Genomic DNA, 23834 nt, shown 5'->3' on the forward strand with positions numbered 1-23834 from the left:
GTTCCAGATCGATCGGTCGGCGCACCGGCCGTCCAAGGCTTACAGATTGCGGTCAAGGTTCGGCATAGATCCTACGAACAGAGACCGAGACACGCGAGCAAGTCGGCTAAACGGACACAAATTCCCATCTATCCCACAGCAAACGACACCGTACATGGGTAAAGCGCCCAACGGGGGACCGGACGGGCACCTATCAGATGCCGGACAGGGGCGAAGACGCCTCCCCCCGTCCGGCCGAGGCACCCGCCTCGCGCCCGGCCATCCGGCGGGACGGCGGCCCGGCATCGGCAATCAGCGCCTGGATATACAGAAAAGACCAGGTCAAGACTGGTGATATCCGGCCTGAAGATCACCATCTGTGGAGCGTCATCGGGCAGGCTGGAATCTGCGGGAGATCCAATTCGGACGCCCGGAACCCCTTCCTGGAGTACGGAAATATTTCATCGATTCGGACACAATGATCACCGGCCCTACCGCCCGCGCCCCGCGCGGCGGCGGGCTGGAACGACCTCCGGCGAATCGACCGGCTCCCGTTCGGAGAGGAGCGGACGGATCAGTGTTCCCCCGAGTTCTTCTCCCCACCGGAAGGATTGAGATGAGCACCCCGGTCGCACCGCGGGCGCGTCGCGGGCAGGTCTCCCGTCGGCGGATCCCGACGAGATGGGTCGCCGTCGCCCTCGCGGTGGCCGTCCTGGTCGCCGTCGGGTTCAGCACGCGATACCGCTCGGTGGAGTCGATCACGGTTTCGGGTCCCGGCCCGTTCGACTCGGCCGCGTACGGAGCACGGACCTACGAGGCCATGGTCGTACCCGCGATCAGGAGGAAGGCCGTCGAACTGCCCGTACTGGTGAAGGCCATGACCACCGACGCGGAAGAGGCGGGGAGGCTGTACGGCGTCCGGCAGGGCGACGGCCCCTACACCTTCGCGGTCAAGGGCACCGGCACGGCCGGGGCGGTGAGGTCCGGGCTGATGCCCGTGACCGTGCCGGGGCTGCCCTCGGACACCCGGGTGTCGCTACAGGTCGGTCCGGTCATCAATGGCACGGCGCTGCGGGACGCGGTCGGATTCATCACCTTCGGGCAGTTCCTCAGCCAGGCGGAGTACGCCGACGCCGCCACCGCGCTGAACGACCAGGTGCGGGAGAAGCTGCTCAGGCACCTGGACGCGCCGCGGCTGAAGGGCAGGAAGATCTCCTTCGTCGGGGCCTTCAGCTTCCTCACCCCCTCCGTCGTGACCATCACCCCGGTCTCGATCAAGGAGGTCTCGTGAAGATCTCCGCCGCCACCGTCCTGAGCGCCCGCGACGTCACCAAGCTCTACGGGGACACACCCGCGCTCAGGGGAATCGACTTCGACGTCGCCGCCGGCCGGGTGACCGCGCTGTTCGGCGAGAACGGGGCCGGCAAGTCGACCCTGATGAGAATCCTGTCCGGGAGTGAGCACCCCACCTCCGGGCATGTCGAGCTCGACGGAGAGCCCGTCAGGTTCGCGTCGCCCCGTGACGCCGCCGACCAGGGCGTCTCGATCGTCCACCAGGGCCTCAGCCTCTGCCCCAACCTGAGCATCCAGGACAACCTCTTCCTGGCCAGGGAGATCTGCGGAGGGGCGTGGGTGATCGACCGCTCGTCCCAGCGGGCCACCACCACGGCGATCCTGCACAGTCTGAAGGAGTATCCGGACCCCGACCTGCCCGTCGGCGACCTGATGCCGGGCGAGCAGCAGATCGTCGAGATCGCGCGGGCACTCCTCCAGGAGGCCCGAGTGCTGATCATGGACGAGCCCACCTCGGCCCTCACCGCCCCTGAGATCGAGGTCCTGTTCCGGGTCATCAAGGAGTTGACCGCGAACGGGGTGGCGGTCGTCTACGTCTCCTCGCACCTGGAGGAGGCGCTGCGGATCGCCGACGACGTCGTCGTCCTGCGTGACGGGCGGCTCGTCGCCACGGCGGACGCCGAGAGCGTCTCCGTCCGATGGCTCCTGGAGCGCATGACCGACCGCGACCGGGACGACCTTTTCCCGCACCACGCGCCGGTCAGCGGGCAGGAGGTGCTGAGCCTGCGCGGCCTCGTGGTGGCCGACCCGGCCAATCCCGGCCGTCTCGCGATCGACGACCTCTCCCTCACCGTCAGGGAGGGCGAGATCGTGGGAATCTACGGCCTGACGGGCGCCGGCCGCACCGAGTTGCTGGAGGCGCTCGCCGGCCTGATCCCCTCGCAGTCGGGCGAGATCCTGCTCTGTGGCGTCCCGCTGGAACACGCGGGAATCCGCGACCGCATCGCCCAGGGCGTGGCCCTGGTCCCCGAGAACCGGTGGCGCGACGGCCTCGTCCCGACGATGTCGGTCGGGGAGAACCTCTCCCTGGCCCGGCTGGGCACCTTCGTCCACCGGTTGTTCTTCTCCCGTGCCCGCGAACGGAAGGTCGTCGACCGGATGATCACCGACATCGACGTCGGGTGGGAGGACACGCGGGCGCCCGTCGCGTCCCTGAGCGGTGGCGACCAGCAGAAGGTGATCATCGGCAGGGCTCTGCTGACCGCCCCTCGGGTGCTCCTGTTGGACGAGCCCTCGCGCGGCGTCGGCACCGACGCCAGAGCGGAGATCTTCGAACTCCTCGCGGCACACGCGGAGCGCGGCCTGGCCGTCGTCTTCAGCACGTCGGACGCCGAGGAGGCCCTGCGCGTCCCCGACCGGTTGCTGGTGCTCGCCCGCGGCGTCCTCGCCGGTGAGTTCCGGCGCGGCGAGACGGCCAGAGAGGAGCTGATGAGGGTGGCGGACGGCACCACCGTCGGCACGGGCGAGGAGACGGCGGAGTGACGTCTCGGGAAACGTCGCCCCCGTCAACGTCCCCGGACCACCCCCCGCCCGAGGCGGTCACGGCCGAGGCACGCCGCTTGTCGCTGGTGAACAACCTGTTCGAGTTACGGGCGCTCATCGCCCTCGCGGTCGTGGTGGCGGTCTTCGGCCTGCTGTCCGACTCCTTCCTCACGGTGCCGAACCTCGTCACGATGACCAAGCACGTCGCGATCATCGCGATCATCGCGCTCGGCATGCTGCTCGTCATCGTCAAGGGCGGCATCGACCTGTCGGTGGGCTCGATCGCCGGGCTCTCCGGGGTCGTCGCCGGTGAGTTACTCGGAGGGCTCGGTCTCGGGTTCGCCGACGTGGTCGCCTACCCGCCCGTCTGGGGGGTGATCGTGCTCTGCGTCATGGTCGGCATGCTCGTCGGCCTGGTGAACGGCATCGTCATCACCCGCTTCGACGTGGCGCCGTTCATCGCGACGTTCGGCATGCTGTACGTGGCGCGGGGAATCGCGCTGCTGATCTCCAATGGCTCGACCTACCCCGATCTGGGCGGCGACCCCGGGCTCGGCAACACCGGTTTCCACGTTCTCGGTAACGGGCGCGCGCTCGGCCTCCCGGCGGGCCTGTGGATCATGATCTTCCTCGCCGTCGCCGTCACGCTCGTGCTCGGCAGGACGCCGTTCGGGCGATGGCTGTACGCCATGGGCGGCAACGAGCGTGCCGCGGAGCTCTCCGGGGTCCCGATCAGGTACGTCAAGACGGCCGTGTACGTGATCTCCGGCGCCTGCGCCGCGCTCGCGGGCTTGATCATCGCCTCGGAGCTGACCGCGGCGGCACCGCTCGCCGGTGAGATGTACGAGCTCAACGCGATCACCGCGGTGATCCTCGGCGGCGCCGCGCTGAGCGGCGGGCGCGGCACGGTGCGAGGCACCCTCATCGGAGCCCTCGCCGTCGGTTTCCTCTCCGACGGCATGGTGCTCGTGGGCGTGTCGACGTTCTGGCAGATCATCGTGAAGGGGGTCGTGCTCGTTCTCGCCGTGATCCTGGACCGGGGGCAACAGCGGATCCGGCGGCGCGGGGCCACCGTGTCGGCGATGGCCGCCGACAGACGAGCGGGCTGATCCGCCGACGTCACCCGATCTCGGGGGTCCCGAGCGGGATCGGCATCTCGGGGCCCCCAACGGGATCGGCGCCGATCTTGGCCCCTCTTTGGCTCCCCGGTGATTCTCGAACCGACAGGATTGCCGCTTCTTTGAGAATTTCAGATTGGCAGGAAATCCGCCCCTCATCAGGGAATTGACAGGATAAACGCATGGCAGTCGAAGCGTTCGGCAGCGATATCACGCTGCGTATCAACGGTGCCGACCACCCCGTCTCCCTGGACAACCGGGTGACCCTCCTGGACGCGCTACGGGAGCGTCTCGGACTGACCGGGACGAAGAAGGGGTGCGACCACGGGCAGTGCGGGGCATGCACGGTCCTGCTGGACGGCCGCCGGGTGAACAGTTGCCTCACGCTCGCCGTCGCGGTCGCCGGGCAGGAGATCGTCACCATCGAGGGGGTGGCCGCCCTCGCCCCCGGGAGTGATCTGCACCCCGTACAGCAGGCGTTCCTCGACCAGGACGGTTTCCAGTGCGGCTACTGCACACCGGGCCAGATCTGCTCCGCCATCGGCGCGCTCGGCGAGGCGGAACGGGGCTGGCCGAGCCATGTCACCGAGGACGTCGCCGCCGGTGTCGCCTCCGGCCGCGACCTGGACGCCGAGGAGGTCCGCGAGCGGATGAGCGGCAACCTCTGCCGCTGCGGCGCGTACGCCGGAATCGTCGAAGCCGTCCTCGACGTGGCCGGCGGTGAGAACCGGGAGCCGGTTCTCACCGGGCGGAACCCCGAGGGCACGCGATGAGACCCTTCACCTACGAGCGCGTCACCGACCCCGATGCCGCCGTCACCGCCCTCCTGGACGGCACCGACGCGATGTTCCTCGCCGGCGGTACCAACCTCGTGGACCTGATGAAGCTCGGCGTGGCGAGGCCCGCGACGCTGGTGGACGTCACGCGGCTGCCGTACGACCGGATCGAGCACCGGGCCGACGGGAGCGTGCTCATCGGGGCGATGGTGCGCAACAGCGATCTGTCCGGCGACCGGGGCATCAGGGAACGTTTCCCCGCCGTCTCCCAGGCGGTGCTGGCCGGGGCCTCGGGGCAGCTGCGGTCGATGGCCACCACCGGCGGTAACCTGCTGCAACGCACGCGCTGCCCGTACTTCCAGGACATCACCAAGCCGTGCAACAAGCGCGAACGGGACACCGGCTGTTCGGCGATCGGCGATACCGACCACCGCGACCTGGGGGTGATCGGCACCTCCGTCGCGTGCGTGGCCACCCACCCCTCCGACATGGCGGTGGCGATGGCCGCCCTCGACGCCGTGGTGCACATCAGACTCGCGGGGGGCGAGGAGCGGGCGGTGCCGCTCTCCCGCTTCTACCTGCTGCCCGGCGACACCCCCGACCGGGAGACCGTGCTCGGCCCCGGTGACCTGATCACCGGGGTCGAGTTGCCGCCGCCCCCGGACGGCGCGGTCATGCTGTACCGCAAGGTCCGCGACCGCTGGTCCTACGCGTTCGCGGTGGTCTCGATCGCGGCGGTGGTCGCGACGGAGGCCGGCGGGTCACTGCGGGAGATCCGGCTCGCGCTGGGCGGGGTGGCCCCCGTGCCGTGGCGGGCCAGGGAGGCCGAGGGGATGCTGACCGGCCACCGGCCGACCAGGGCACTGCTGCTCGCCGCGGCGGAGGCGGAGTTCGCGGCGGCGAGTCCTCTCCCCGGGAACGAGTTCAAGATCGACCTCGCCGGCGACCTGATCGCGGCGAGCGTGCGCGATCTCACGAGACCGGCGGGGTCCGCGGGGAGCTTCACGCGGGAGGAGCGGGGATGACCGTCGACAGGGTACTCGACAAGGTGGTGGGCGGGGCACCGGCCAGGATCGAGGGACGCGACAAGGTCACCGGCGCGGCCCGTTACGCGTACGAGTACCCCGTACCGAACGCCGTCTACGTCTGGCCGGTGCAGTCCACGATCGTCCGAGGGCGGGTGCGCTCCGTCGACGGCGCCGCAGCGCTCGCCCTGCCCGGGGTGATCGCCGTACTGGACAGTGGCAACGTCTTTCGGCTGCGTCCCGCGCAGGACGCCGAGCTGGCCGTTCTGCAGTCGGCCGACGTCGCCTACCGGGGGCAGATCGTCGCCGCCGTGGTCGCGACCACCCTGGAGGGCGCCCGCGAGGCGGCGTCGGCGGTGCGCGTGGACTACGAGGAGGACGAGGAGTACGACGTCGAACTGGATCCCGGCAACCCGCGGATCCTCTCTCCGGAGACGGTCAACGCGGGCCTCGCGGGGACGGTCGACCGGGGTGACGCCGAGAGCGCCCTCGCGTCGGCGCCGGTCCGCGTGGACGCCGTCTACACGACCCCGACCGAGCACGCCAGCCCGATCGAGCCGCACTCCACGATCGCGTTCTGGGAGGGCGAGACCCTCACGCTCTACAACGCCGACCAGGCACCGTGGAAGTCGGCGACCACGATCGCCCGGCTGTTCGGTCTTCCCGAGAGCGCGGTGAGCGTCGTCGCCGACCACATCGGCGGCGGTTTCGGGTCGAAGGCGGCGACCCGCCCGCCGACCGTGCTGGCGGCGCTGGCCGCGCACGCCGTGAGACGACCGGTCAAGGTGGCGATGACCCGGCAGCAGATGTTCGCGCTCGTCAGCTACCGGACGCCCACCGTGCAGCGCGTACGCCTGGGAGCGGAGCGGGACGGCAGGCTGACCGCGGTGTGGCACGAAGCGCTCCAGCAGAGTTCGAAGCTCGTCGAGTACACCGAGCAGACGGTCGCGGCCAGCCGCGTGATGTACGCGGCGCCCAGCAGCCACACCGCTCACCGGCTGCTGCGGCTGGACGTGCCGACCCCCTCGTGGATGCGTGCCCCCGGTGAGGCACCGGGGATGTTCGCCCTGGAGTCGGCGATGGACGAGCTGGCGTACGCACTCGGGATGGACCCCGTCCAGCTGCGGATCGTCAACGAGCCTTCGGCCGACCCCGAGTCGGGACTCCCGTTCAGCAGCCGCAACCTGATCGCCTGCCTGCGTGAGGGTGCGGCGCGCTTCGGCTGGGCCGGGCGCGACCCCACGCCCGGCGTCCGCGAGAAAGGCGACCGGCTCCTCGGCACCGGCGTCGCGTCGTCGACCTACCCCGTCTTCACCATGGCCGCCACCGCGACCGCCTACGCCCAGCCCACCGGCAGGTTCATGATCGAGATCGCCGCGGCCGACATCGGCACCGGTGCCCGCACCGCGCTGACCCAGGTGGCCGCCGACGAACTCGGCGTGCCGATGGACCTGGTCACGGTGCGGGTGGGCCGCAGCGTCTTCGGTCCCGCGCCGGTCGCCGGGGGCTCCATGGGCACCTCCTCGTGGAGCTGGGCGGTGAGCAAGGCGTGCCGTGCGCTGGTGAAGGAACTCGACGAGCGGTCCGGACTCCTCCCTCCCGAAGGACTGGAGGTGCGGGCGGACACCACCGAGGATCTCGCCGCCGCCAAGCGCCTCTCACGCCACTCGTTCGGGGCACAGTTCGCCGAGGTCAGCGTGAACGTCGACAGCGGACAGGTCCGTGTCGAGCGGCTGCTGGGAGTCTTCGCGGCCGGCCGGATCGTGAACGCCAGGACGGCGCGCTCACAGTTCCTGGGCGCCATGACGATGGGGATCTCCATGGCCCTGCACGAGGCCCTGCGGATGGACCCCCGGTTCGGTGACTTCGTCAACCACGACCTGGCCGGGTACCACATCGCGGCGAACGCCGACGTCCGCGGGATCGAGGCCCACTGGATCGACGAGCAGGACGACGAGCTCAACCCGGTCGGCGTGAAGGGAATCGGCGAGCTGGGGATCGTCGGCACCGCCGCGGCGATCGCGAACGCCGTCTTCCACGCGACCGGCTTCCGGCAGCGCGACCTGCCGATCACTCTTGACCGGGTACGGGCGGCCATGCGCACCGGCTGACGGAAAACCGCAGCGGGCGACCCGACCCGCGCGTCGGCACCCGGCGGCACCACGCGGCACCCGACCTGTCGCGTGCGGGCCCCCGGTCGGATACCGGCGGCACCGCGCCATCCGACCGGTACGCCGGCCCCGGCACCCGGCCGGCCGCGCGTCAGCCTCCGCCGCGCAACTGGTCCCGTATGGCGCGTGCCAGCCCGGGGTCGTCGGCGATGACTCCGTCCACGTTGAGCCGGTACAGGCGCTGCAGCCATCTCTTCACCCCTTCGGCGGCGCGCCCGCCGGAGGCGCCGCTCCCGAGATCCGCCCGAAGCCGCGCGAACCTGCGAACCGTCGTGGCGTGGACGAGGAGCCCTTCCCGCTGGGCGTTCCCGACGAGCGTGGCGGGTGACACCGATCTCCCGCTGAGACCCGCGGGACCGATCCGCTTGGTGACCAGACCGATGCCGTCGGCGTACTTGGCGACCTCCCGCAGTCCCGCCGGGGTGACCATGTCGTCGTAGGTGAGCGGGTCACCCGCGCTCGCGAGGTCGTACGGGGCGCCGGTCGCGCCGACGAACTGGATGAGCCGCAGCCGGGTGAGGGAACGCAGCCGCCTGAGATTCCCCGCCTCGAAGGACTGGATGAACGCCGGGTCCCGCTCGTCGTCCCATCCGTAGCGCGCGAAGGTCTCCAGGAGAGGCTCCTCCAGGGGCAGCCCGATCGAGGCGAAGTAGGTGGGGAACTTGGTCTCCGCGTAGACACCCACCCCGTGTTTCCGCGCCAGCTGGACCACCTCGTCGAGCGTCGGGATGCGCTCCATCCCGTCGTACGCGGTGTTCTCCCGCCGCTCCTTGGCGAAGCGCTCCCTGGCACGGAGGGTACGCAACTCCTCCAGGGTGAAGTCCTCGGTGAACCAGCCCGTGTGCCGGATGCCGTTGATGACCTTGGAGGTCCTGCGGTCGGCGAACTCGGGATGTCCGGCGATGTCGGTGGTCGCCGAGAGCTCGTTCTCATGCCGGGCGACCAGCACGTGGTCCTTGGTCGAGACGAGGTCCGGCTCGATGTAGTCGGCGCCCATCGAGATGGCGACCGTGTAGGCGAGAAGCGTGTGCTCGGGCCGGAAGGCACTGGCTCCGCGATGCGCGATGATGATCGGCGCGACTTCGTGACGGCCGAAATGCCGTGCCTCCGGGTTCGCCGGAGAGCTCGCGGACCGCCCGTCCGCGGAACTCGCGGAACTCCCGGAGCTCGCGGAACTCGCGGGCCGGTCGGCCACGGAGTCACCGAATCGCCCGTCCGCGGGGCTCACGGACCGCCTGCCCGTCGAATCGACGTGGTGAAGGGCGCCGATCACGGTCATCCCTATGAATACGGCCAGCACACCGGCCCGCGCCTTGTTCACCCGCGTACACCCCCCGCTCCGGTTCAGCAGGGGGACACATCCGCATAAGCGGCTATACCCGGACTGGAGATGCAATTAACGATCAGAAGTGATTTCTAGCCGAGATAACAGCACATGACCACTTCCTGCGACATTTCACCACATATATCCCGATATTGCTGTCCACAAAAAAAGAGTGAGCGACTGATCACTCACTCCCCGGCGAAGAGAAACACGGCTCAGTCGACGGCCCGGCGTTCCCGGCCCCGACCTCGGATCACCACTCGCCCCGTGACCCGTCTCGCCCGCCCTGCCCCTGCCGATACCCGTACCTGTGCCGATGCTGCCTCATGCCGTGCCCGGCCCACACCGGCCGCCCCGGCTCCCGGCCCCTGTGCCGCCAGGCACCCGCCCCCTGCCGTCCGGTCCCATGGCCCTCTCGCCATCCGGCCCGCGGACCTCGACGCCGAGACTCCCACGCCCCCGGTCGCTCACGGCCCCGGCCGTCACCGCCCTCGGCGTCCGGGTCCGACCGCGGGGAGTCCCGGACGCCGCGACTCCCGAACCCTCGTGCCTCGCCGCGTTCGCCCTCCGGGCCTCGACGCCAGAAACCGCGATTACCCTGGTGTTTCCACCCCGGATATCGACGACCGGTCTCCCACGCCCTGTGCCGTCCGCCGTCGGAGTGTATCGGCCGCCCGGATCCCCAGTTTCCCCTGCGTTCGATGGTCGTCCTCGAACGCTGGGCCGTCCGCCCGCCGTTGCCCCAGTTCTTGGTCGTCCAGCCCCCGGCGTGTTTCGGCGTCGAATGCGCGAAACGTTTGCCGCCCCACCCCGTGGATCGATCGTGCCCTTTCGGATGTTGTACCGCGCCAATAGCGGCCATCCCTATGAGTACGGCTACGACCCCGGCCCGCACGATGCTCACCTGGGCACACCCCCACCTTCTGATCATCCGGGGGGATGCCTCTTACTCCAACGACTTCCTACCCGGATTGACGAGGAGGCTAACGAGCGGCGAGAACGTCGCGACCCGCGAATTCGCGGCGCATCGCGCCCGATCGGGGAGACACCGCGCCCGGCAGCGGGCCGGGCACGGTGGACTCAGGCGCGCCGGGTCTTCGACAGGGTCGCGTAGACGATGATGTTGTCGGTGTAGTGGCCGGTCGCGCGGTTGTAGACACCGCCGCAGGTGATCAGCCGCAGCGTCGCCTCACCGGTGTTGCCGTAGACCCGCTTGGACGGGAAGGCCGTCTTGCTGACCTGTTCCACACCGTCGACCGTGAACTCCGCGAGACTTCCGTCGGACCGGGAGACCTTGATCTTGTCCCCTCGGCTGATCTCCTTCAACCGGCTGAAGACGGCGGCGCCCTTCTTGGTGTTCACGTGCCCGAGGACCACCGAGGGCCCCTGCTGCCCGGGGATCGGGCCGTGCTTGTACCAGCCCGCCTGGTTGGGCCTGCTCAGCGGAGGCGTCTGGATCTCCCGTTTGGAGTCGACGCCGAGCGCCATCAGCGGGGCGAGCACGCCGATCTTCGGGATGGCGATCCGCCGGGGCTGCACGCCGTCACTCTTCAGCGGCTCCGGAGGCATGGTCACCGGCAGTGGCGGCGCCGCCGTGGGCGCGGCGGCCGTGAGCGGGGCGTCCAGCCCGCCCGGTCCCACCGAGGAGGGCGCCACTCCCACCGGCTGCTGGCCGGCGGCCGGGACCTCCTGGATCTGGATGTTGCTGTCCGCCGCCTGCGGCACGGGCGGCCCGTACGGCGCGTCCTCCACCGCGGGGGGCAGGTAGGCGAGCAGCCCCGCCATGATCGCGGCCACCCCGCCGAGCGATCCCGCCACGAGGAGCCCGGCCATCAGCATGCTCCCCTTGGGCTTGGGAGCGGGGCCGGTGCCGTGATAGGGGTCGGGACCGCCCTGACCAGGTCCTTGATACATCCGGCGTCTCCTTCAGCTGTCCCTCTGGCCGCGCGCGTGTGCCGCCCGCCGCCTCATCAAGGCCACACCGCCCAGCGCGCTTCCCGTCACCATCGCCGTGCCCGCGCTGAGCAGCCCCAGCCCGGAGCCACCCTCGGGAGCCTCACCCGTCTGCGCCCCGCCGCTGGGCGTGATGATCACCTGCGGCGCGGTGGGGGTGGCCCTGGTGGGGGTGACGGTGGTGGTCACGGTGAGGGTCGGCTTGGGCGTCGAGGTGGTGGTGCTCCTGGTGGTGCTGTTCGGCCTGGGCGTCTGGTTGCCGGCCCCGGTCTGAGTGTTCGTCGGGGTGGGGGTGGGCGTGCCCGTCGGGGTGCTCGTCGGAGTGGCCGTGGGGCTGCCCGTGGGCGTAGTGCTGGGGGTGACGCTGGGGTCCGGGGAGCCCGTCACGCTGGGCGAGGGGGACACGCCCCGCTCGGAGATCGTGACGTTCACCGAGACCGGCGCGCTGACGAGCTCGCACGTGGCCCGATAGTCGGCTGGCGGGTTCTGCAACTCCCTCGTGATCACCCGGAAGGCGTCGACCTGCGCGAACTTACCGGCCTCCAGGTTCGTGACCTGGAGGGTGTGCTCGCCGTACTTGAGGCCGTTGAACCTCCACAGCGTGAGCCCGCCCCGGTGCGCGGCGTTCGTCGGCGTGCCGTCGGCGTCCTTCGAGGCGTCGATGGAGGCCGGCGTGGCGTCCTGGCCGTCGATCTTGAAGCCGACCTGCCCCGCCTCGATGCTGCGCCGTGCGACGTACTCGATTCCGGTGCCGGTGAACGTGAAGGTGGCGAAGGAGTTCACCTTGTCGGTGCGGTGCAGGTCGCGGCCGTAGTCGCCGATGCTGAGGGCCTCGTCGTTCAGCTCGTACCAGTCGCCCGCCGCGTGATACTTCACCCGGGGGTCGTCGTTGTTGACCATGACCTCGCCGGCCGGAGGCATGAAGTCCACGAACAGCTTCCGGGGAGAGACCTTGAGCGTGCCCGGCCGGTCGGTGTGGGCGGCGTCGGAGATCCCTTCGGGGAGTTTCAGGATGCTGCCCGGCTGCAGCTTGCCCGGCTGGTCGACGACACCCTTCGGCTGCAGGACGCCGATCCAGCTCCCGGACATCTGCACGTTCCCGGTGACCAGGACCTTGCCTCCGGGGCCGAAGTAGTCCGGCGAGCCGAACCTGGCCGGGTCGCCGTTCTTGTAGTTGAGGTCCCAGCCGATGTTGAGCGGCTCCCCGACGGTGAGCGTCGTGGGAATCGACACCTTGGTCCGGAGGTTCACCGTGCTGCCTCCCAGGGCGATCCCCCTGGTACAGCTGTAGTCGACCACGAGTTCGGCAATGCCGGAGCCGGACGCGCCGGACGCGCCGGATGGCAGCGCGACGAGTGCACCACCGAAAAGGCACAGGGCCGAAACCGCGAGGGACCTACGGAGCCCAGATCGCCACCGAACCACCACATACTCCGATCACGAAGGCTGCCGTCAACAGGCATACCCATAGCACACCGAGGGTAGATCGTACGGTTTGAACCATCTTCGGCGCACCGAGATCGTGGGTGGATTCGAAGACCGTGGCGTACTTGTGATCTGGATATACCTCTACATACCACAGCAAGCCACGCTAACAGCGCGATATCGGCTGTACCTGCTAGTAACAGAATTGTATTCTGTACCACGAGCCGTCGCGAGTCGTCACGAGTCCCAAGGAGGCACACCATGCAGCGAGACCTCTTCGAGGAGGAGCACCGGCTCTTCCGAGAGACCGTGCGCGAGTTCCTGGCCCGCGAGGTCGCGCCCCACCACGACCGGTGGGAGAAGGACGGCATCGTCCCGCGCGAGGTGTGGAAGAGGGCCGGAGAGATCGGGATGTTCGGCTTCGGAGTGCCCGAGGAGTTCGGCGGTGCGGGAATCACGGACTTCCGCTACAACGCCGTGATCGTCGAGGAGGTGATGGCGATCGGCGCGACCGGCCTGGGCTACTCGCTGCACAACGACGTGATGGCCCCGTACTTCGTGGACCTCACCAACGACGAGCAGAAGGCCCGCTGGCTGCCCGGGTTCGCCTCCGGCGAGCTGATCACGGCGGTCGCGATGAGCGAGCCCGGCGCGGGCAGCGACCTGCAGGGCATCAGGACGACCGCCGTACGCGACGGCGACCACTACGTGGTCAACGGCCAGAAGACCTTCATCACCAACGGCATCAACTCGGACCTGGTCGTCGTCGTGGCGAAGACCGACCCGGACGCGGGCGCGCGGGGCATCTCCCTGCTCGTCGTCGAGCGGGGCATGGAGGGCTTCAGCAGGGGCCGCAACCTGGAGAAGATCGGCATGCACGCCCAGGACACGGCGGAGCTGTTCTTCGACAACGTCCGGGTCCCCGCGGCCAACCTGCTGGGCCCGCAGGAAGGGCAGGGCTTCTTCCAGCTCATGGCCAACCTGCCGCAGGAACGCCTCTCGATCGCGGTGATGGCGGTGGCGGCGGCGGAGACGGTCCTGCAGACGACGATCGAGTACTGCAAGAACCGGACGGCCTTCGGCCGGAGCATCGGCGGCTTCCAGAACGCCCGTTTCGTGCTGGCCGAGCTGGACACCGAGGTGGACATCGCCCGCCTCTACGTGGACAGGTGCATCCTCGCCCTCAACGCGGGGGAACTCACCGCCGTGGACGCCGCCAAGGCGAAGTGGTGGACCACGGAGCTGCAGACCAAGGTCATCGACCGCTGCCTCCAGCTGCACGGCGGCTACGGCTACATGATGGAGTATCCCGTCGCCAAGGCCTGGATGGACAGCCGCGTCCAGACCATCTACGGCGGCACCACCGAGATCATGAAGGAGATCATCGGTCGCTCCTTCGGCTTCTGAGACCGGCCTCGGAGCCCGATCGGAGACGCCGGGCGCGGACCCCTCGCTTCGGCCATGAAGGTGAGGCCCGACGCGGGAAGAGGTGAGGCCCGACGCGGGAAGACGCTCCAGGACCGGCTCTTGCCGCTCACGGGCCACTCCCGCTCAAGGACACCCGGCTCCTGAGACACCCCGGGACGCCCCGTGAAGAGCCGCCGTCCACGCCCTCGCGGGGCGGCGGCTCCCCGTGACCGGCCGGGGCCCTCACCCCTCGGTGATGTCCTCGACCTGGGTGGCCACCCCGTCCTTGATCGTCACCTTGGCGAACAGCGCGCCCCTCTTCTTGATCGCCGCCTGCAACTGCTCCATCGAGCAGCTGTACGGGGCCTGCCCCTCCCTGCAGACCAGCCCCCGCGCGTCGCGCACGACCGTGAACGGCAGCAGGAGGGCCTTCACCTCCCGGTCGCTCTCCGCGGTCACGGTGATCCCGTCCACCCCGCGTAGGGCGATCTTCCCTCTTATCGTGGCGTCGACGTCCCGGCTCCCGGGAACGCTCACGGACGGCGACGCCGTGACGGGATCGTCGGGCTCCGTCGACGCGGAGGCGGCCGGGGTCGGCGTGGGGGAAGGGGAGGGCGTGGCGGAGGCCACGGGAGACGGAGTGACCGAGGCGGTCACGGTAACGGTGGCGGTCGCCGGCGCGCCGGAGGCTCCGCTCCCACCGGAACACGCGGAAAGGGCTGCGGCCAGGGCTGCCACCAGCAGGGCACACGTTGCCTTCGAGGTCCTGTTCACGAAAGGTAACGATCCCATGGGTCGGGGATTGCGTTTACCAACCGCGAAGACGGCTTCGGCGCCGCATACTGGTCCATGGAGACTCCCCCGAGGTGGTGACGATGGACAGCGGACTGATTCTGCTGATCTTCCTGGCGTTCCTGTTCGCCTGGGGCCTGAACCGGGTGCGGCGTGCCTTCCGGCTCGGCCCGGTCGCGTACATCGGCGTCATGGCCGTGTTCGTCATCGCGATGCTCGCCATCTGGGGACAGACCGTCCGCTGACCCCTCCCTCCGGTCCCAGACGACGCCCTCCCGAGCCGTGAATCCGCGAAAAAGCCCCGCCTACCGGGAGCCCTCCAGCAGCACGCTCGCGACCAGCTCGGGGTCGTCGGTCATCGGCAGGTGTCCGCACCCCTTGAGCAGCTTCACCCGCTGCCCCGACCATCTGGCCGCACGGATGGCCTGTCGGCGCGGAAGCAGCCGGTCGCGCTCGCCCCAGGCGATCGTGACCGGCGCCTTCGGCGGCGCGGGAGGCATCAGCCCCGCGAACGAGGCGAGGGTCTCGTCGAAACCGGAGGCGTCCCCCAGTGCCTGGAACCCGGCGAGCAGTGCCTCGGGCGAGACCCTTCGGGGATGGGCGACCAGCACACCGGCGCAGAGAAGGCGTCCCAGCGGATCTTCCACGAAGGCGGCTCGCTGCGGAGAAAGGTGGCGAACCGAGGCCCTGCCGGCGCGGAGGACGGCTCGCGCGTACATGAGCTCGCTGCGGTTCCAGAATCCGGCCGGAGAGAGCGCGGTGGCCGAACGGACCACCCCGCGCGAGGCGAGTTCGAGAGCGACGTAACCCCCCAGGGAACTACCCGCCACATGAGGGTCGCGCAGGCCGAGCACATCGAAGAAGGACTCGATCGCGTCCGCCAGGCTTTCCGCCGTGTACGGCGTGCCGGGCGGCAGCGGCGGCGAGATGCCGAAACCGGGAAAGTCGACCGCGATCACGTCACGTTCGGCGGCGAGTCTGTCGAGCACCGGCAACCATGCCTGCCAGTGATGCCCGATGCCGTGCAGCAGGACGAGGGGAGGACCTGTCCCGCGCCGTTCGAACGCCAGCTCCATGCCCCCGAGTCAACCATCGATCGGGAACGGGTGCCAGTCGTGCCGCCTGCGGCTCAGCGCGACCTGGTGGGGATCTCGAACCAGACGGCCTTGCCCTCCTTGGTGGGACGGGAGCCCCAGCGCCTGGCGAGCTGGTCGACGAGGTAGAGACCTCGCCCGCCCTCGTCGTTCTCCCCCGCGCTGCGGATGCGTGGCAGCCGAAGATCCTGGTCGAAGACCTCGACCCAGACGGACTCCCTGCCCCGGCGGATCCTGAGCGTGAACTCCTTCTCGTTGACGATCTCGTCTTCGAAGCCGGGAACGTCCCAGGACTCGTCGAACGGCAGCGGGGGGCCGTCCATCGTCAGCTCCCTGCGCGGGATGCTGGCGGTGGCGGCGTGCAGCACGACGTTGGTGACGACCTCGGAGACGAGCAGGCAGGCGAGCTCGGCGCGCTCCTCGGGGACGTTCCAGCCGATGAACGCCTCCGAGGCCATCCGGCGCGCCTCCCCGACCATGATCGGCTGAGCGGGGAAGGTGCGCTCCTCGACGGCCAGGTCCTCGGAGGCGGACCTGAGTACGAGGATGGCCATGTCGTCGTCGATCTCACCGGGCACCGCGACGGTGGCGGCGTCGGCGATCTCCTCGACGGAGGCGTCACTGATCTTGATGAGCTTGCCGCAGAGCTGCGCCAGCGCCTCCTCGACGTTGGGCGGCCTGCCATCGGCGTCGCGGATGGGGCGGCGGTCGACGAGCCCGTCGGTGTAGAGGAGCAACGAGGCCCCGGGGGGCAGCGTCCGCGTCTCCTCCTTGTAGACCAGGTCGGCGTGCATGCCCTTCGCCCGCACCCCCAGCGGCTGGCCGACCTCGCGGATGTCCAGCTCGGTGCAGATGTCGCCGATCAGCAGCAGCGGAGGGGCGTGACCGGCGTTGGCGAACGACAGCTGCCGCGACCAGGCGTCGTACACGAGGTACTGGCAGGTGACGATGGGCGGGACGCTGATGTCGGTGCCGCTCTCGTCCTGCTCGGGGGTCGCGATGATGCGCGTCCACTCGTCGAGCCTGGCGAGGATCTCCGCGGGCGGCTTGTCGTCCTGGGCGAACGCCCGCAGGGCCGCCCGCAGCTGTCCCATCACCGCCGCGGCCTTGGCGCCCCGGCCCTCGACGTCGCCGATGACGATGCCGACCCGGCCCGCCGAGAGCGGGATGACGTCGTACCAGTCGCCGCCGACCTGAGTCTGGATGCCCTGCCCGTGGCTGGCCAGGGGGGCGGCGGGGAAGTAGCGGACCGCGATCTCCAGCCCGTCGAGCTGCGGCAGCGCGCGGGGCAGCAGGTGCTTCTGGAAGGACTCCGCTGTGTGCCGCTCCTCCTCGAACAGCAGGGCGTTGTCGACGGCGAGGGCGACCCTGGTGGCGATGGCCCCCACGAAGTCGCGGTCGAAGGCGTCGTAGTGCGGGCTGCGCCGGTCGGTCAGGTTGGACAGCCCCAGATAGATGAGCCCGAGGGTCTCTCCGCGCACGCACAGCGGCGCGACGATGGCCGAGGTCATGCCGATCTCGGCGGCGAGGCGGGTGTTGGCCTCGCCCGGACTGGGATAGTTGGTCTGGGAGAAGTCCTCGACGAGGATCGTCTCCTGGCGGCGCAGCGCGATCTCGGCGTAGTGCCCCACCGGGTAGTGGATCTCCGCCCCGAGCGGCGCCCAGGTGTTGGGCGGCGGGCTCCAGCCCTGGACGTGGGTGGAGACCCTCCGGGTGAGCCGCCCCTCCTCCACCAGCTCGATGAAGCAGTGGTCGGCGAACTGCGGGACGAGCATCTCCGCGACGCGCTTGAGCGTCTCCTCGACGTAGAGCGATCCGGCGAGGCGCTCGCCGATCCGCTCCAGCAGGCCGAAGCGGTCCTTCTCCCGCTCGTTGCTGCGCATCGCCTCGCGGGCGGTGATGACGATGCCCGTCACCGCTCCCGAGGGATGCCGCAGCGGCACGGCCTGTGCCCGTACGTAGATGATCGTCCCGTCACCGCGCCTGACGTCGAACGTGCCCTCCCAGACGCCGCCCTTGAGGACGTGCTTGGAGAGCTCGACGGCGAGCGGGTGGTCCTTCTCCATGATGCCCAGGGAGAGCGACTGGTCACGGGGCCCCGAGGTGCCGGGGCGCCCGAACAGCCTCTCCGCGAACGGGTTCCAGTAGAGAAGGTTGCTGAACCTGTCGGTGACCACCACCGCCATCTCGGCGAGATCCAGGACGGAGCCGGCCGTGAGGTGATCAGCGGCGTCCTGGGAAACATCCCCCCACCGCTTCATCCGGTGACCGCCCCTCGTGGGCGTGTGTGTGCAAAGCGAACCACGGTTGCTCCTGCAGTCTCGGCCTGGGAGCGGAGGGACTCCCGAACGGGATCCAACCGAGCTAGGGGCCCTCGGTCAGCGTGTGGAGACGAAAACGTGCGCGGCAATCTCTCGCGGGAGATCCGCAAGAAAATTGTCCGCCTCGTCGTCACCTGTCACCCGCACACCGTCGTCGCTCGCCGCGAGCGTCACCTCGCGTCCGGGTTGTATCCCGACTTGCTTGAGTTTAAGCATCACAGCCGGATCGCTTTGCACTTGTTCGCTAATTCGCCGCACGACAACGGGTATATCTCTGGGTCCGGCCATCGCGGCCATCGACGGCAGCGACTCCAGCCTCCCCCCGGGATGGCCGACGACACCGAGCTCCTCAAGGCCCGGGATCGGATTGCCGTGCGGGTCCTCCGTGGGATTGTTGAGCAGGCTGATGAGCCTGGCCTCCACGGATTCGGACATGACGTGCTCCCAGCGGCACGCCTCGATGTGCACCTCTTCCCAGGGCAGACCGATCACCTGGGTGAGCAGGCATTCCGCGAGGCGGTGTTTGCGCATGACACGGGTCGCGAGGGTGCGTCCCAGATCGGTCATGGTCAGATGGCGGTCGCCCTCGACGCGAACCAGGCCGTCGCGCTCCATCCGGGCGACCGTCTGGCTGACGGTGGGACCGCTCTGCTGGAGACGCTCGGCGATACGCGCGCGCAGGGGGACGATGCCCTCCTCCTCCAGCTCGAAGATCGTACGAAGGTACATCTCCGTCGTGTCGATCAGGCCGTGTGCGGTCAAGGTTCCTCCCGTCCTCTCTCGATGCTACGTCCATCGCGCGGTGTTCCCGGGAGGGCGGCGCGGGACCTCGGAAGTCTGAGAAGACGACCCTATTGGGAGAACAGCCCACGATGACAAAGAAGGGCAACGCCCGAGGACGCCAAATCCTTCCCTAGCTGCTCAAACACTGCGCGCGAGCGGGCGATATTTTCTGAAGGCCGGGACGGCCAGCCCCACCGCGAGCACGGCCACCGCGCAGGCGATCCCGCCGCCCACCCATGCCCACGTGGCGCCGAACCACGAGGCGGTGCCGCCGGCCCGCAGATCGCCCAGCCGGGGACCTCCCGCGACCACCACCAAGAACACCCCCTGCATCCTCCCGCGCATGTCGTCGGGCGCGTGGGTCTGCAGGATCGTCTGCCGCCACACCGCGGAGACCAGGTCGGCGGCCCCGCCGAACGCGAGCAGGGCGACCATCAACCACAACTGGTCGGCGAGCCCCGCCGCGGCGACGGTGAGCCCCCATGCGGCGATCACGTACGTGAGCGCGAGTCCCTGGCGCTGGACCCGGCCCACCCAGCCCGACAGCAGGCCGCCGAGCACCGAGCCGATCGCGATACTGGCCGACAGCCAGCCGAACGCGATCAGAGAGCCGCCGAACCGCTCGTCCACGATCTCCGGGAACAGCGCCCTGGGCAGCGCGAACGCCATGGCGATGAGGTCGACGACGAACGACATCAGCACGACCGGATGTCCGGAGATGTAGCGCAGACCGTCCACGACCGACCGCAGACCCGGGCGGGTCACCTCTCCGATCGGTTCGAGTTTCGGCAGCCTCAGCGCGGCGTAGAAACCGGCGCCGAACAGCAGCGCGTCGATCAGGTAGGCGGCGGCGAAGCCGCTTCGCGCGAGCACCGCCCCGCCGAGCAGTGGCCCGATGACCGTGCCGAGGCCGCCCGCCAGGAAGTTGAGGGTGTTGGCCGCGGGGATCAGGTCGACGGGGACCAGCCTGGGGATGATCGCGCCTCTGGTCGGCCCGGTGATGGCGAAGCCGGTGGCGTGCACGGCCACGGTGGCCAGCAGCAGGCCGACGCTCGTCGAGCCCAGTGCGGCCTGAACGAGGAGCGCGAGCGTCCCCGACCAGGCGATCAGCGCGCCGACGATGAGGAGTCTGCGCCGGTCGACCGCGTCGGCGATCGCGCCTCCCCAGAGTCCGAAGACGATCAGGGGGATCAGGTTGGCCGGACCGAGCATGCCGACCCAGAAGGACGACTTCGTGATGTCGTAGATCTGGGCGCTGACGGCCACCGAGGTGAGCTGGAAGCCGATGAACGACACACCCTGACCGGCCCAGAGCCTCCGGTAGGCGGGTATGGCGAGCGGGCGCGTATCAGCCGCATGCCTACCAACGAAGTCCCTGAAACCCACCCCGACACCCCTCTAACCGACATACATGGATATATCAGCACAAAGCGGGGAGGGTGTTCAGGGGGCCAGACGTTCGACGACCCAGGTGGCGCCGGAGCGCCGGTAACGGAGGCGGTCATGCATGCGGTCGGTGCGACCTTGCCAGAACTCCACCTCGGACGGCACCACGCGCAGCCCGCCCCAGAAATCGGGGACGGGCGGATCCTCGGGCCAGCGCTCCGCCAACTCCTCGTAACGGGCGTCCAGCTCGTCCCTGGAGTGCACGACCGCCGACTGCCTCGACGCCCACGCGCCGATCCGCGACCCGTAGGGCCGGGACCTGAAATAGATGGCCGACTCCTCGCGCGGCAGCCGTACCACCGATCCCTCCACCCGCACCTGGCGACGGATGGAGTGCCAGGGGAACAGCAGGGCGGCACGCGGGTTCTCCGCCATGTCCCGGCCCTTGCGCGACTCGTAGTTAGTGTAAAAGACGAACCCGTTCTCGTCGTAGCCCTTGAGCAGAACCGTCCTGGCCGTCGGCCGCCCACCCGCCGAGGCGGTCGCGAGCACGGTCGCGTTCGGTTCGGGAAGCCCGGCGTCCACGGCGTCGCCGAACCAGAGGGCGAACTGGGAGAAGGGGTCGGGGGCGAGATCTGCCTCGCTCAGGGGCAGTCCCTGGTACGTGCGGCGAAGGCCCGCCATCGAAGGCGGTCGCGATGTGGCATCCACGGGAAGGTATTCTCCCGTGCCGAGCAGGAAGCCCGCGCGGTGCCCCCCACCTGGGGCGATCGCGTTCCGGCGGGTCCGGCGGCACACCGCCTCGGCCCAGGGGGTTGAATATGACCCGCCGGTATCTCGACATCAAGGCTTTGACTTCAAGAAAGGGAGGCAGCCGAGAATGTCCGACTTCAAACCCGGGCTCGAAGGCGTGGTGGCTTTCGAGACGGAGATCGCGGAACCGGACAAAGAAGGGGGCGCCCTTCGCTACCGGGGCGTCGACATCGAAGAGTTGGTCGGTCGCGTCTCTTTCGGACACGTGTGGGGCCTGCTTGTCGACAACAAGTTCCAGCCGGGCCTGGCCCCGGCGGAGCCCTTCCCCATTCCTGTCCACTCCGGTGACATCCGCGTCGACGTGCAGAGCGCGCTGGCCATGCTGGCCCCCGCGTACGGTTTCAGGCCGCTGCACGACATCGACGACGAACAGGCCCGCGCCGACCTGGCCCGCGCCAGCGTGAACGCCCTCAGCTTCGTCGCGCAGTCCGCGCGCGGCCTGGGGAAGCCGATGGTCCCCCAGAGCGAGGTCGACAAGGGGGAGAGCATCGTCGAGCGGTTCATGATCCGCTGGCAGGGCGAGCCCGACCCCAAGCACGTCAAGGCCATCGACGCCTACTGGACGTCCGCCGCCGAGCACGGCATGAACGCCTCCACCTTCACCGCCAGGGTGATCGCCTCCACCGGAGCCGATGTCGCCGCGGCGCTGAGCGGTGCGGTCGGCGCCATGTCCGGCCCGCTCCACGGCGGTGCGCCCGCGCGCGTGCTGCACATGATCGAGGGCGTCGAGCAGCTCGGCGACGCCAGGAAGTACGTGCAGTCGGAGCTCGACAAGGGGCAGCGCCTCATGGGCTTCGGTCATCGCGTCTACCGTGCCGAGGACCCCCGGGCACGCGTGCTCCGCCGCACCGCCAAGGAGCTCGACGCACCGCGTTACGAGGTCGCCGCGGCGCTGGAGAAGGCCGCGCTGGAAGAGCTGCACGCCCGCAAGCCCGACCGGGTGCTCGCCACCAACGTCGAGTACTGGGCGGCGGTCATCCTGGACTTCGCCAAGGTCCCCTCCTCGATGTTCACCTCGATGTTCACCTGCGCGCGCACCGCGGGCTGGGCCGCCCACATCCTGGAACAGAAGCGCACGGGCAGGCTCGTCCGCCCCAGCGCCGACTACGTGGGTCCGTCCCAGCGCTCGGTCCAGGACGTCCCCGGAGCCGCCGAGGTCATCCACCCCTTCTGAAGTTCCCCTCCTGTACGGCTGTCGCGCGACGTCTCGCGCGGCAGCCGTTGCCGGTTTCGGGTCCCCGAGGAACCCGCGGCACCCGGCTGCGCCCCCGGAGCTCACCGGACGTGTCGAGCGCCGTCGAGCGCCCGGGACCCCGAAGAACCCGCGACACCCCGCGTGATCGTCCCGCCCTGCCCAAAACCCTTCAACGGCTCGTCTCGAAATCCGGACCCCGTCCTGGATCGATCCCCGGGCTCAGTAGGCTGGTCAGGTGGCTGACATCGTGATTCCCTCTGACATCAAGCCCGCCGACGGCCGTTTCGGCTGCGGGCCCTCGAAGGTGCGCCCCGAGCAACTCTCGGCTCTCGCGGCCTCCGGGTCCGGTCTCCTGGGCACCTCTCACCGCCAGAAGCCCGTCAAGGCGCTGGTCGGGCGCGTTCGCGCGGGGCTTTCCGAGCTGTTCTCCCTCCCCGCTGGGTACGAGGTGGTCCTGGGCAACGGCGGCACCACCGCGTTCTGGGACATCGCCGCCTTCGGACTGATCCGTGACAGGTCCCAGCACCTGCACTTCGGTGAGTTCTCCTCGAAGTTCGCCTCCGTGGCGGCCAAGGCCCCGTGGCTGGGCGACCCGACCGTGATCAAGTCGGAGGTGGGCACTCACCCCGAGGCCCGCCTGGAGGAGGGCGTCGACGTCTACGCGCTCACCCACAACGAGACCTCGACCGGCGTCGCGATGCCGATCAGGCGCGTGGGCGAGGAGGGCTCGCTCGTGCTGGTCGACGCCACCTCCGGCGCCGGCGGCCTGCCCGTCGAGGCGAGCGAGTTCGACGTCTACTACTTCGCGCCGCAGAAGAGCTTCGCCTCCGACGGCGGCCTCTGGATCGCCCTGATGTCCCCGGCCGCGCTGGCCAGGGTCGACGAGATCGCCTCCAGCGGGCGCTACGTCCCCGAGTTCTTCAGCCTCCCGGTGGCGATCGACAACTCCTCCAAGGACCAGACGTACAACACTCCGTCGGTCGCCACCCTCTTCCTGCTCGCCGAGCAGATCGAGTGGATGAACGGCAACGGCGGCCTCGCCTGGACGACCGCCCGCACGGCCGACTCGGCCCGGCGCCTGTACACCTGGGCGGAGAAGACCTCCTACACCACCCCGTTCGCGGCTCCCGAGTTCCGCTCCAACGTGGTGGGCACGATCGACTTCTCCGACGACGTCGACGCCTCCGCGATCGCGAAGGTCCTGCGGGCCAACGGCATCGTCGACACCGAGCCCTACCGCAAGCTCGGCCGCAACCAGCTGCGCGTCGCGATGTTCCCCTCCATCGACCCCGAGGACGTCGAGGCCCTGACCACCTGCGTCGACTACGTCGTCGAGCGCCTGTAGTCCCCCGCTTCCCCGAGGTGGGGCATCCGTCCTCGTCGGCCCGGCGAGGACGGTCCGCGAGGACTCGTTCCCCTTCTCCCGTCCCGGAAGCC

General features: G+C 69.6%; 19 protein-coding genes. 10 read left to right on the forward strand and 9 right to left on the reverse strand.

Annotated elements, in window-relative coordinates; genetic code table 11:
* The first annotated feature begins 595 nt into the window (after positions 1-595).
* From ACFY3D_RS07895 to ACFY3D_RS07920, 6 genes are all read left to right on the forward strand, one after another.
* Positions 596-1270: a DUF2291 family protein gene (locus tag ACFY3D_RS07895; protein WP_389976233.1), complete on the forward strand. Its 675-nt coding sequence runs from the start codon at positions 596-598 to the stop codon at positions 1268-1270.
* Positions 1267-2814 carry a sugar ABC transporter ATP-binding protein gene (locus ACFY3D_RS07900; RefSeq protein WP_389976236.1) on the forward strand — a complete coding sequence of 516 codons (1548 nt, stop codon included), beginning with the start codon at positions 1267-1269 and terminating at the stop codon, positions 2812-2814. Before ACFY3D_RS07895 ends, ACFY3D_RS07900 begins: the two co-directional genes overlap by 4 nt.
* Complete coding sequence (locus tag ACFY3D_RS07905) at positions 2811-3923, forward strand: ABC transporter permease (RefSeq protein WP_389976239.1); 1113 nt, start codon at positions 2811-2813, stop codon at positions 3921-3923. The genes ACFY3D_RS07900 and ACFY3D_RS07905 overlap by 4 nt, the downstream gene beginning before the upstream one ends.
* Positions 3924-4114: 191 nt before the next feature.
* Positions 4115-4705: a 2Fe-2S iron-sulfur cluster-binding protein gene (locus tag ACFY3D_RS07910; RefSeq protein WP_362895939.1), complete on the forward strand. Its 591-nt coding sequence runs from the start codon at positions 4115-4117 to the stop codon at positions 4703-4705.
* A complete protein-coding gene (locus ACFY3D_RS07915) occupies positions 4702-5733 on the forward strand; it encodes an FAD binding domain-containing protein (RefSeq protein ID WP_389976241.1) in 1032 nt (343 codons plus the stop codon). The genes ACFY3D_RS07910 and ACFY3D_RS07915 overlap by 4 nt, the downstream gene beginning before the upstream one ends.
* Positions 5730-7844: a xanthine dehydrogenase family protein molybdopterin-binding subunit gene (locus ACFY3D_RS07920; RefSeq protein ID WP_389976244.1), complete on the forward strand. Its 2115-nt coding sequence runs from the start codon at positions 5730-5732 to the stop codon at positions 7842-7844. Before ACFY3D_RS07915 ends, ACFY3D_RS07920 begins: the two co-directional genes overlap by 4 nt.
* Positions 7845-7995: 151 nt before the next feature.
* Here ACFY3D_RS07920 and ACFY3D_RS07925 read toward each other — a convergent pair whose 3' ends face one another.
* From ACFY3D_RS07925 to ACFY3D_RS07935, 3 genes are all read right to left on the reverse strand, one after another.
* Positions 7996-9225 carry a glycerophosphodiester phosphodiesterase family protein gene (locus tag ACFY3D_RS07925; protein WP_389976247.1) on the reverse strand — a complete coding sequence of 410 codons (1230 nt, stop codon included), beginning with the start codon at positions 9223-9225 and terminating at the stop codon, positions 7996-7998.
* A gap of 1083 nt (positions 9226-10308) precedes the next feature.
* Positions 10309-11142, reverse strand: coding sequence for a class F sortase (locus tag ACFY3D_RS07930; RefSeq protein ID WP_389976250.1), 834 nt, complete (start codon positions 11140-11142; stop codon positions 10309-10311).
* A 12-nt stretch (positions 11143-11154) separates the two neighbouring features.
* Positions 11155-12480: a hypothetical protein gene (locus ACFY3D_RS07935; RefSeq protein ID WP_389976253.1), complete on the reverse strand. Its 1326-nt coding sequence runs from the start codon at positions 12478-12480 to the stop codon at positions 11155-11157.
* Between the two features lie 387 nt (positions 12481-12867).
* On the opposite strand from ACFY3D_RS07935, the gene ACFY3D_RS07940 reads away from it, so the two are divergent.
* Positions 12868-14013, forward strand: coding sequence for an acyl-CoA dehydrogenase family protein (locus tag ACFY3D_RS07940; RefSeq protein WP_389976256.1), 1146 nt, complete (start codon positions 12868-12870; stop codon positions 14011-14013).
* A 243-nt stretch (positions 14014-14256) separates the two neighbouring features.
* Here the strand turns inward: ACFY3D_RS07940 and ACFY3D_RS07945 are convergent, their stop codons facing one another.
* Positions 14257-14787, reverse strand: a complete 531-nt coding sequence (locus tag ACFY3D_RS07945; RefSeq protein WP_389976259.1) for a hypothetical protein — start codon at positions 14785-14787, stop codon at positions 14257-14259.
* A 101-nt stretch (positions 14788-14888) separates the two neighbouring features.
* Here ACFY3D_RS07945 and ACFY3D_RS07950 point away from each other — a divergent pair, with 101 nt between their 5' ends.
* Positions 14889-15050, forward strand: coding sequence for a hypothetical protein (locus tag ACFY3D_RS07950; RefSeq protein ID WP_350943219.1), 162 nt, complete (start codon positions 14889-14891; stop codon positions 15048-15050).
* 60 nt (positions 15051-15110) lie between these two features.
* On the opposite strand, the gene ACFY3D_RS07955 is transcribed toward ACFY3D_RS07950, so the two are convergent.
* From ACFY3D_RS07955 to pdxH, 5 genes are all read right to left on the reverse strand, one after another.
* Positions 15111-15881 carry an alpha/beta fold hydrolase gene (locus tag ACFY3D_RS07955; protein WP_389976262.1) on the reverse strand — a complete coding sequence of 257 codons (771 nt, stop codon included), beginning with the start codon at positions 15879-15881 and terminating at the stop codon, positions 15111-15113.
* A 53-nt stretch (positions 15882-15934) separates the two neighbouring features.
* Entirely contained in the window at positions 15935-18160 is a 2226-nt protein-coding gene (locus tag ACFY3D_RS07960) for a SpoIIE family protein phosphatase (protein WP_389976265.1), read from the reverse strand.
* A gap of 117 nt (positions 18161-18277) precedes the next feature.
* Positions 18278-18982 (reverse strand): metal-dependent transcriptional regulator, encoded by a 705-nt coding sequence (locus ACFY3D_RS07965; protein WP_350943215.1) that lies wholly within the window; start codon positions 18980-18982, stop codon positions 18278-18280.
* A 159-nt stretch (positions 18983-19141) separates the two neighbouring features.
* Positions 19142-20389, reverse strand: a complete 1248-nt coding sequence (locus ACFY3D_RS07970) for an MFS transporter (RefSeq protein WP_389976268.1) — start codon at positions 20387-20389, stop codon at positions 19142-19144.
* A 57-nt stretch (positions 20390-20446) separates the two neighbouring features.
* A complete protein-coding gene (gene pdxH / locus ACFY3D_RS07975; RefSeq protein WP_389976271.1) occupies positions 20447-21100 on the reverse strand; it encodes a pyridoxamine 5'-phosphate oxidase in 654 nt (217 codons plus the stop codon).
* 169 nt (positions 21101-21269) lie between these two features.
* Here pdxH and ACFY3D_RS07980 point away from each other — a divergent pair, with 169 nt between their 5' ends.
* Positions 21270-22376, forward strand: a complete 1107-nt coding sequence (locus ACFY3D_RS07980; protein ID WP_362895919.1) for a citrate synthase 2 — start codon at positions 21270-21272, stop codon at positions 22374-22376.
* A 256-nt stretch (positions 22377-22632) separates the two neighbouring features.
* Positions 22633-23742 (forward strand): phosphoserine transaminase, encoded by a 1110-nt coding sequence (gene serC / locus ACFY3D_RS07985; RefSeq protein ID WP_389976274.1) that lies wholly within the window; start codon positions 22633-22635, stop codon positions 23740-23742.
* The last annotated feature ends 92 nt before the right edge of the window (positions 23743-23834 follow it).

This window comes from Streptosporangium sp. NPDC000509, from assembly GCF_042898365.1.
Classification (GTDB): Bacteria; Actinomycetota; Actinomycetes; order Streptosporangiales; family Streptosporangiaceae; genus Streptosporangium.

What these genes read in the sequence shown, in the direction of transcription:
- ACFY3D_RS07895 (WP_389976233.1), top strand. Translation starts at nt 596, where the DNA reads ATGAGCACCCCGGTCGCACCGCGGGCGCGTCGCGGGCAGGTCTCCCGT.
- ACFY3D_RS07910 (WP_362895939.1), top strand. Translation starts at nt 4,115, where the DNA reads ATGGCAGTCGAAGCGTTCGGCAGCGATATCACGCTGCGTATCAACGGT.
- ACFY3D_RS07915 (WP_389976241.1), top strand. Translation starts at nt 4,702, where the DNA reads ATGAGACCCTTCACCTACGAGCGCGTCACCGACCCCGATGCCGCCGTC.
- ACFY3D_RS07920 (WP_389976244.1), top strand. Translation starts at nt 5,730, where the DNA reads ATGACCGTCGACAGGGTACTCGACAAGGTGGTGGGCGGGGCACCGGCC.
- ACFY3D_RS07930 (WP_389976250.1), bottom strand. Translation starts at nt 11,142, where the DNA reads ATGTATCAAGGACCTGGTCAGGGCGGTCCCGACCCCTATCACGGCACC.
- ACFY3D_RS07940 (WP_389976256.1), top strand. Translation starts at nt 12,868, where the DNA reads ATGCAGCGAGACCTCTTCGAGGAGGAGCACCGGCTCTTCCGAGAGACC.
- ACFY3D_RS07950 (WP_350943219.1), top strand. Translation starts at nt 14,889, where the DNA reads ATGGACAGCGGACTGATTCTGCTGATCTTCCTGGCGTTCCTGTTCGCC.
- ACFY3D_RS07955 (WP_389976262.1), bottom strand. Translation starts at nt 15,881, where the DNA reads ATGGAGCTGGCGTTCGAACGGCGCGGGACAGGTCCTCCCCTCGTCCTG.
- ACFY3D_RS07960 (WP_389976265.1), bottom strand. Translation starts at nt 18,160, where the DNA reads ATGAAGCGGTGGGGGGATGTTTCCCAGGACGCCGCTGATCACCTCACG.
- ACFY3D_RS07980 (WP_362895919.1), top strand. Translation starts at nt 21,270, where the DNA reads ATGTCCGACTTCAAACCCGGGCTCGAAGGCGTGGTGGCTTTCGAGACG.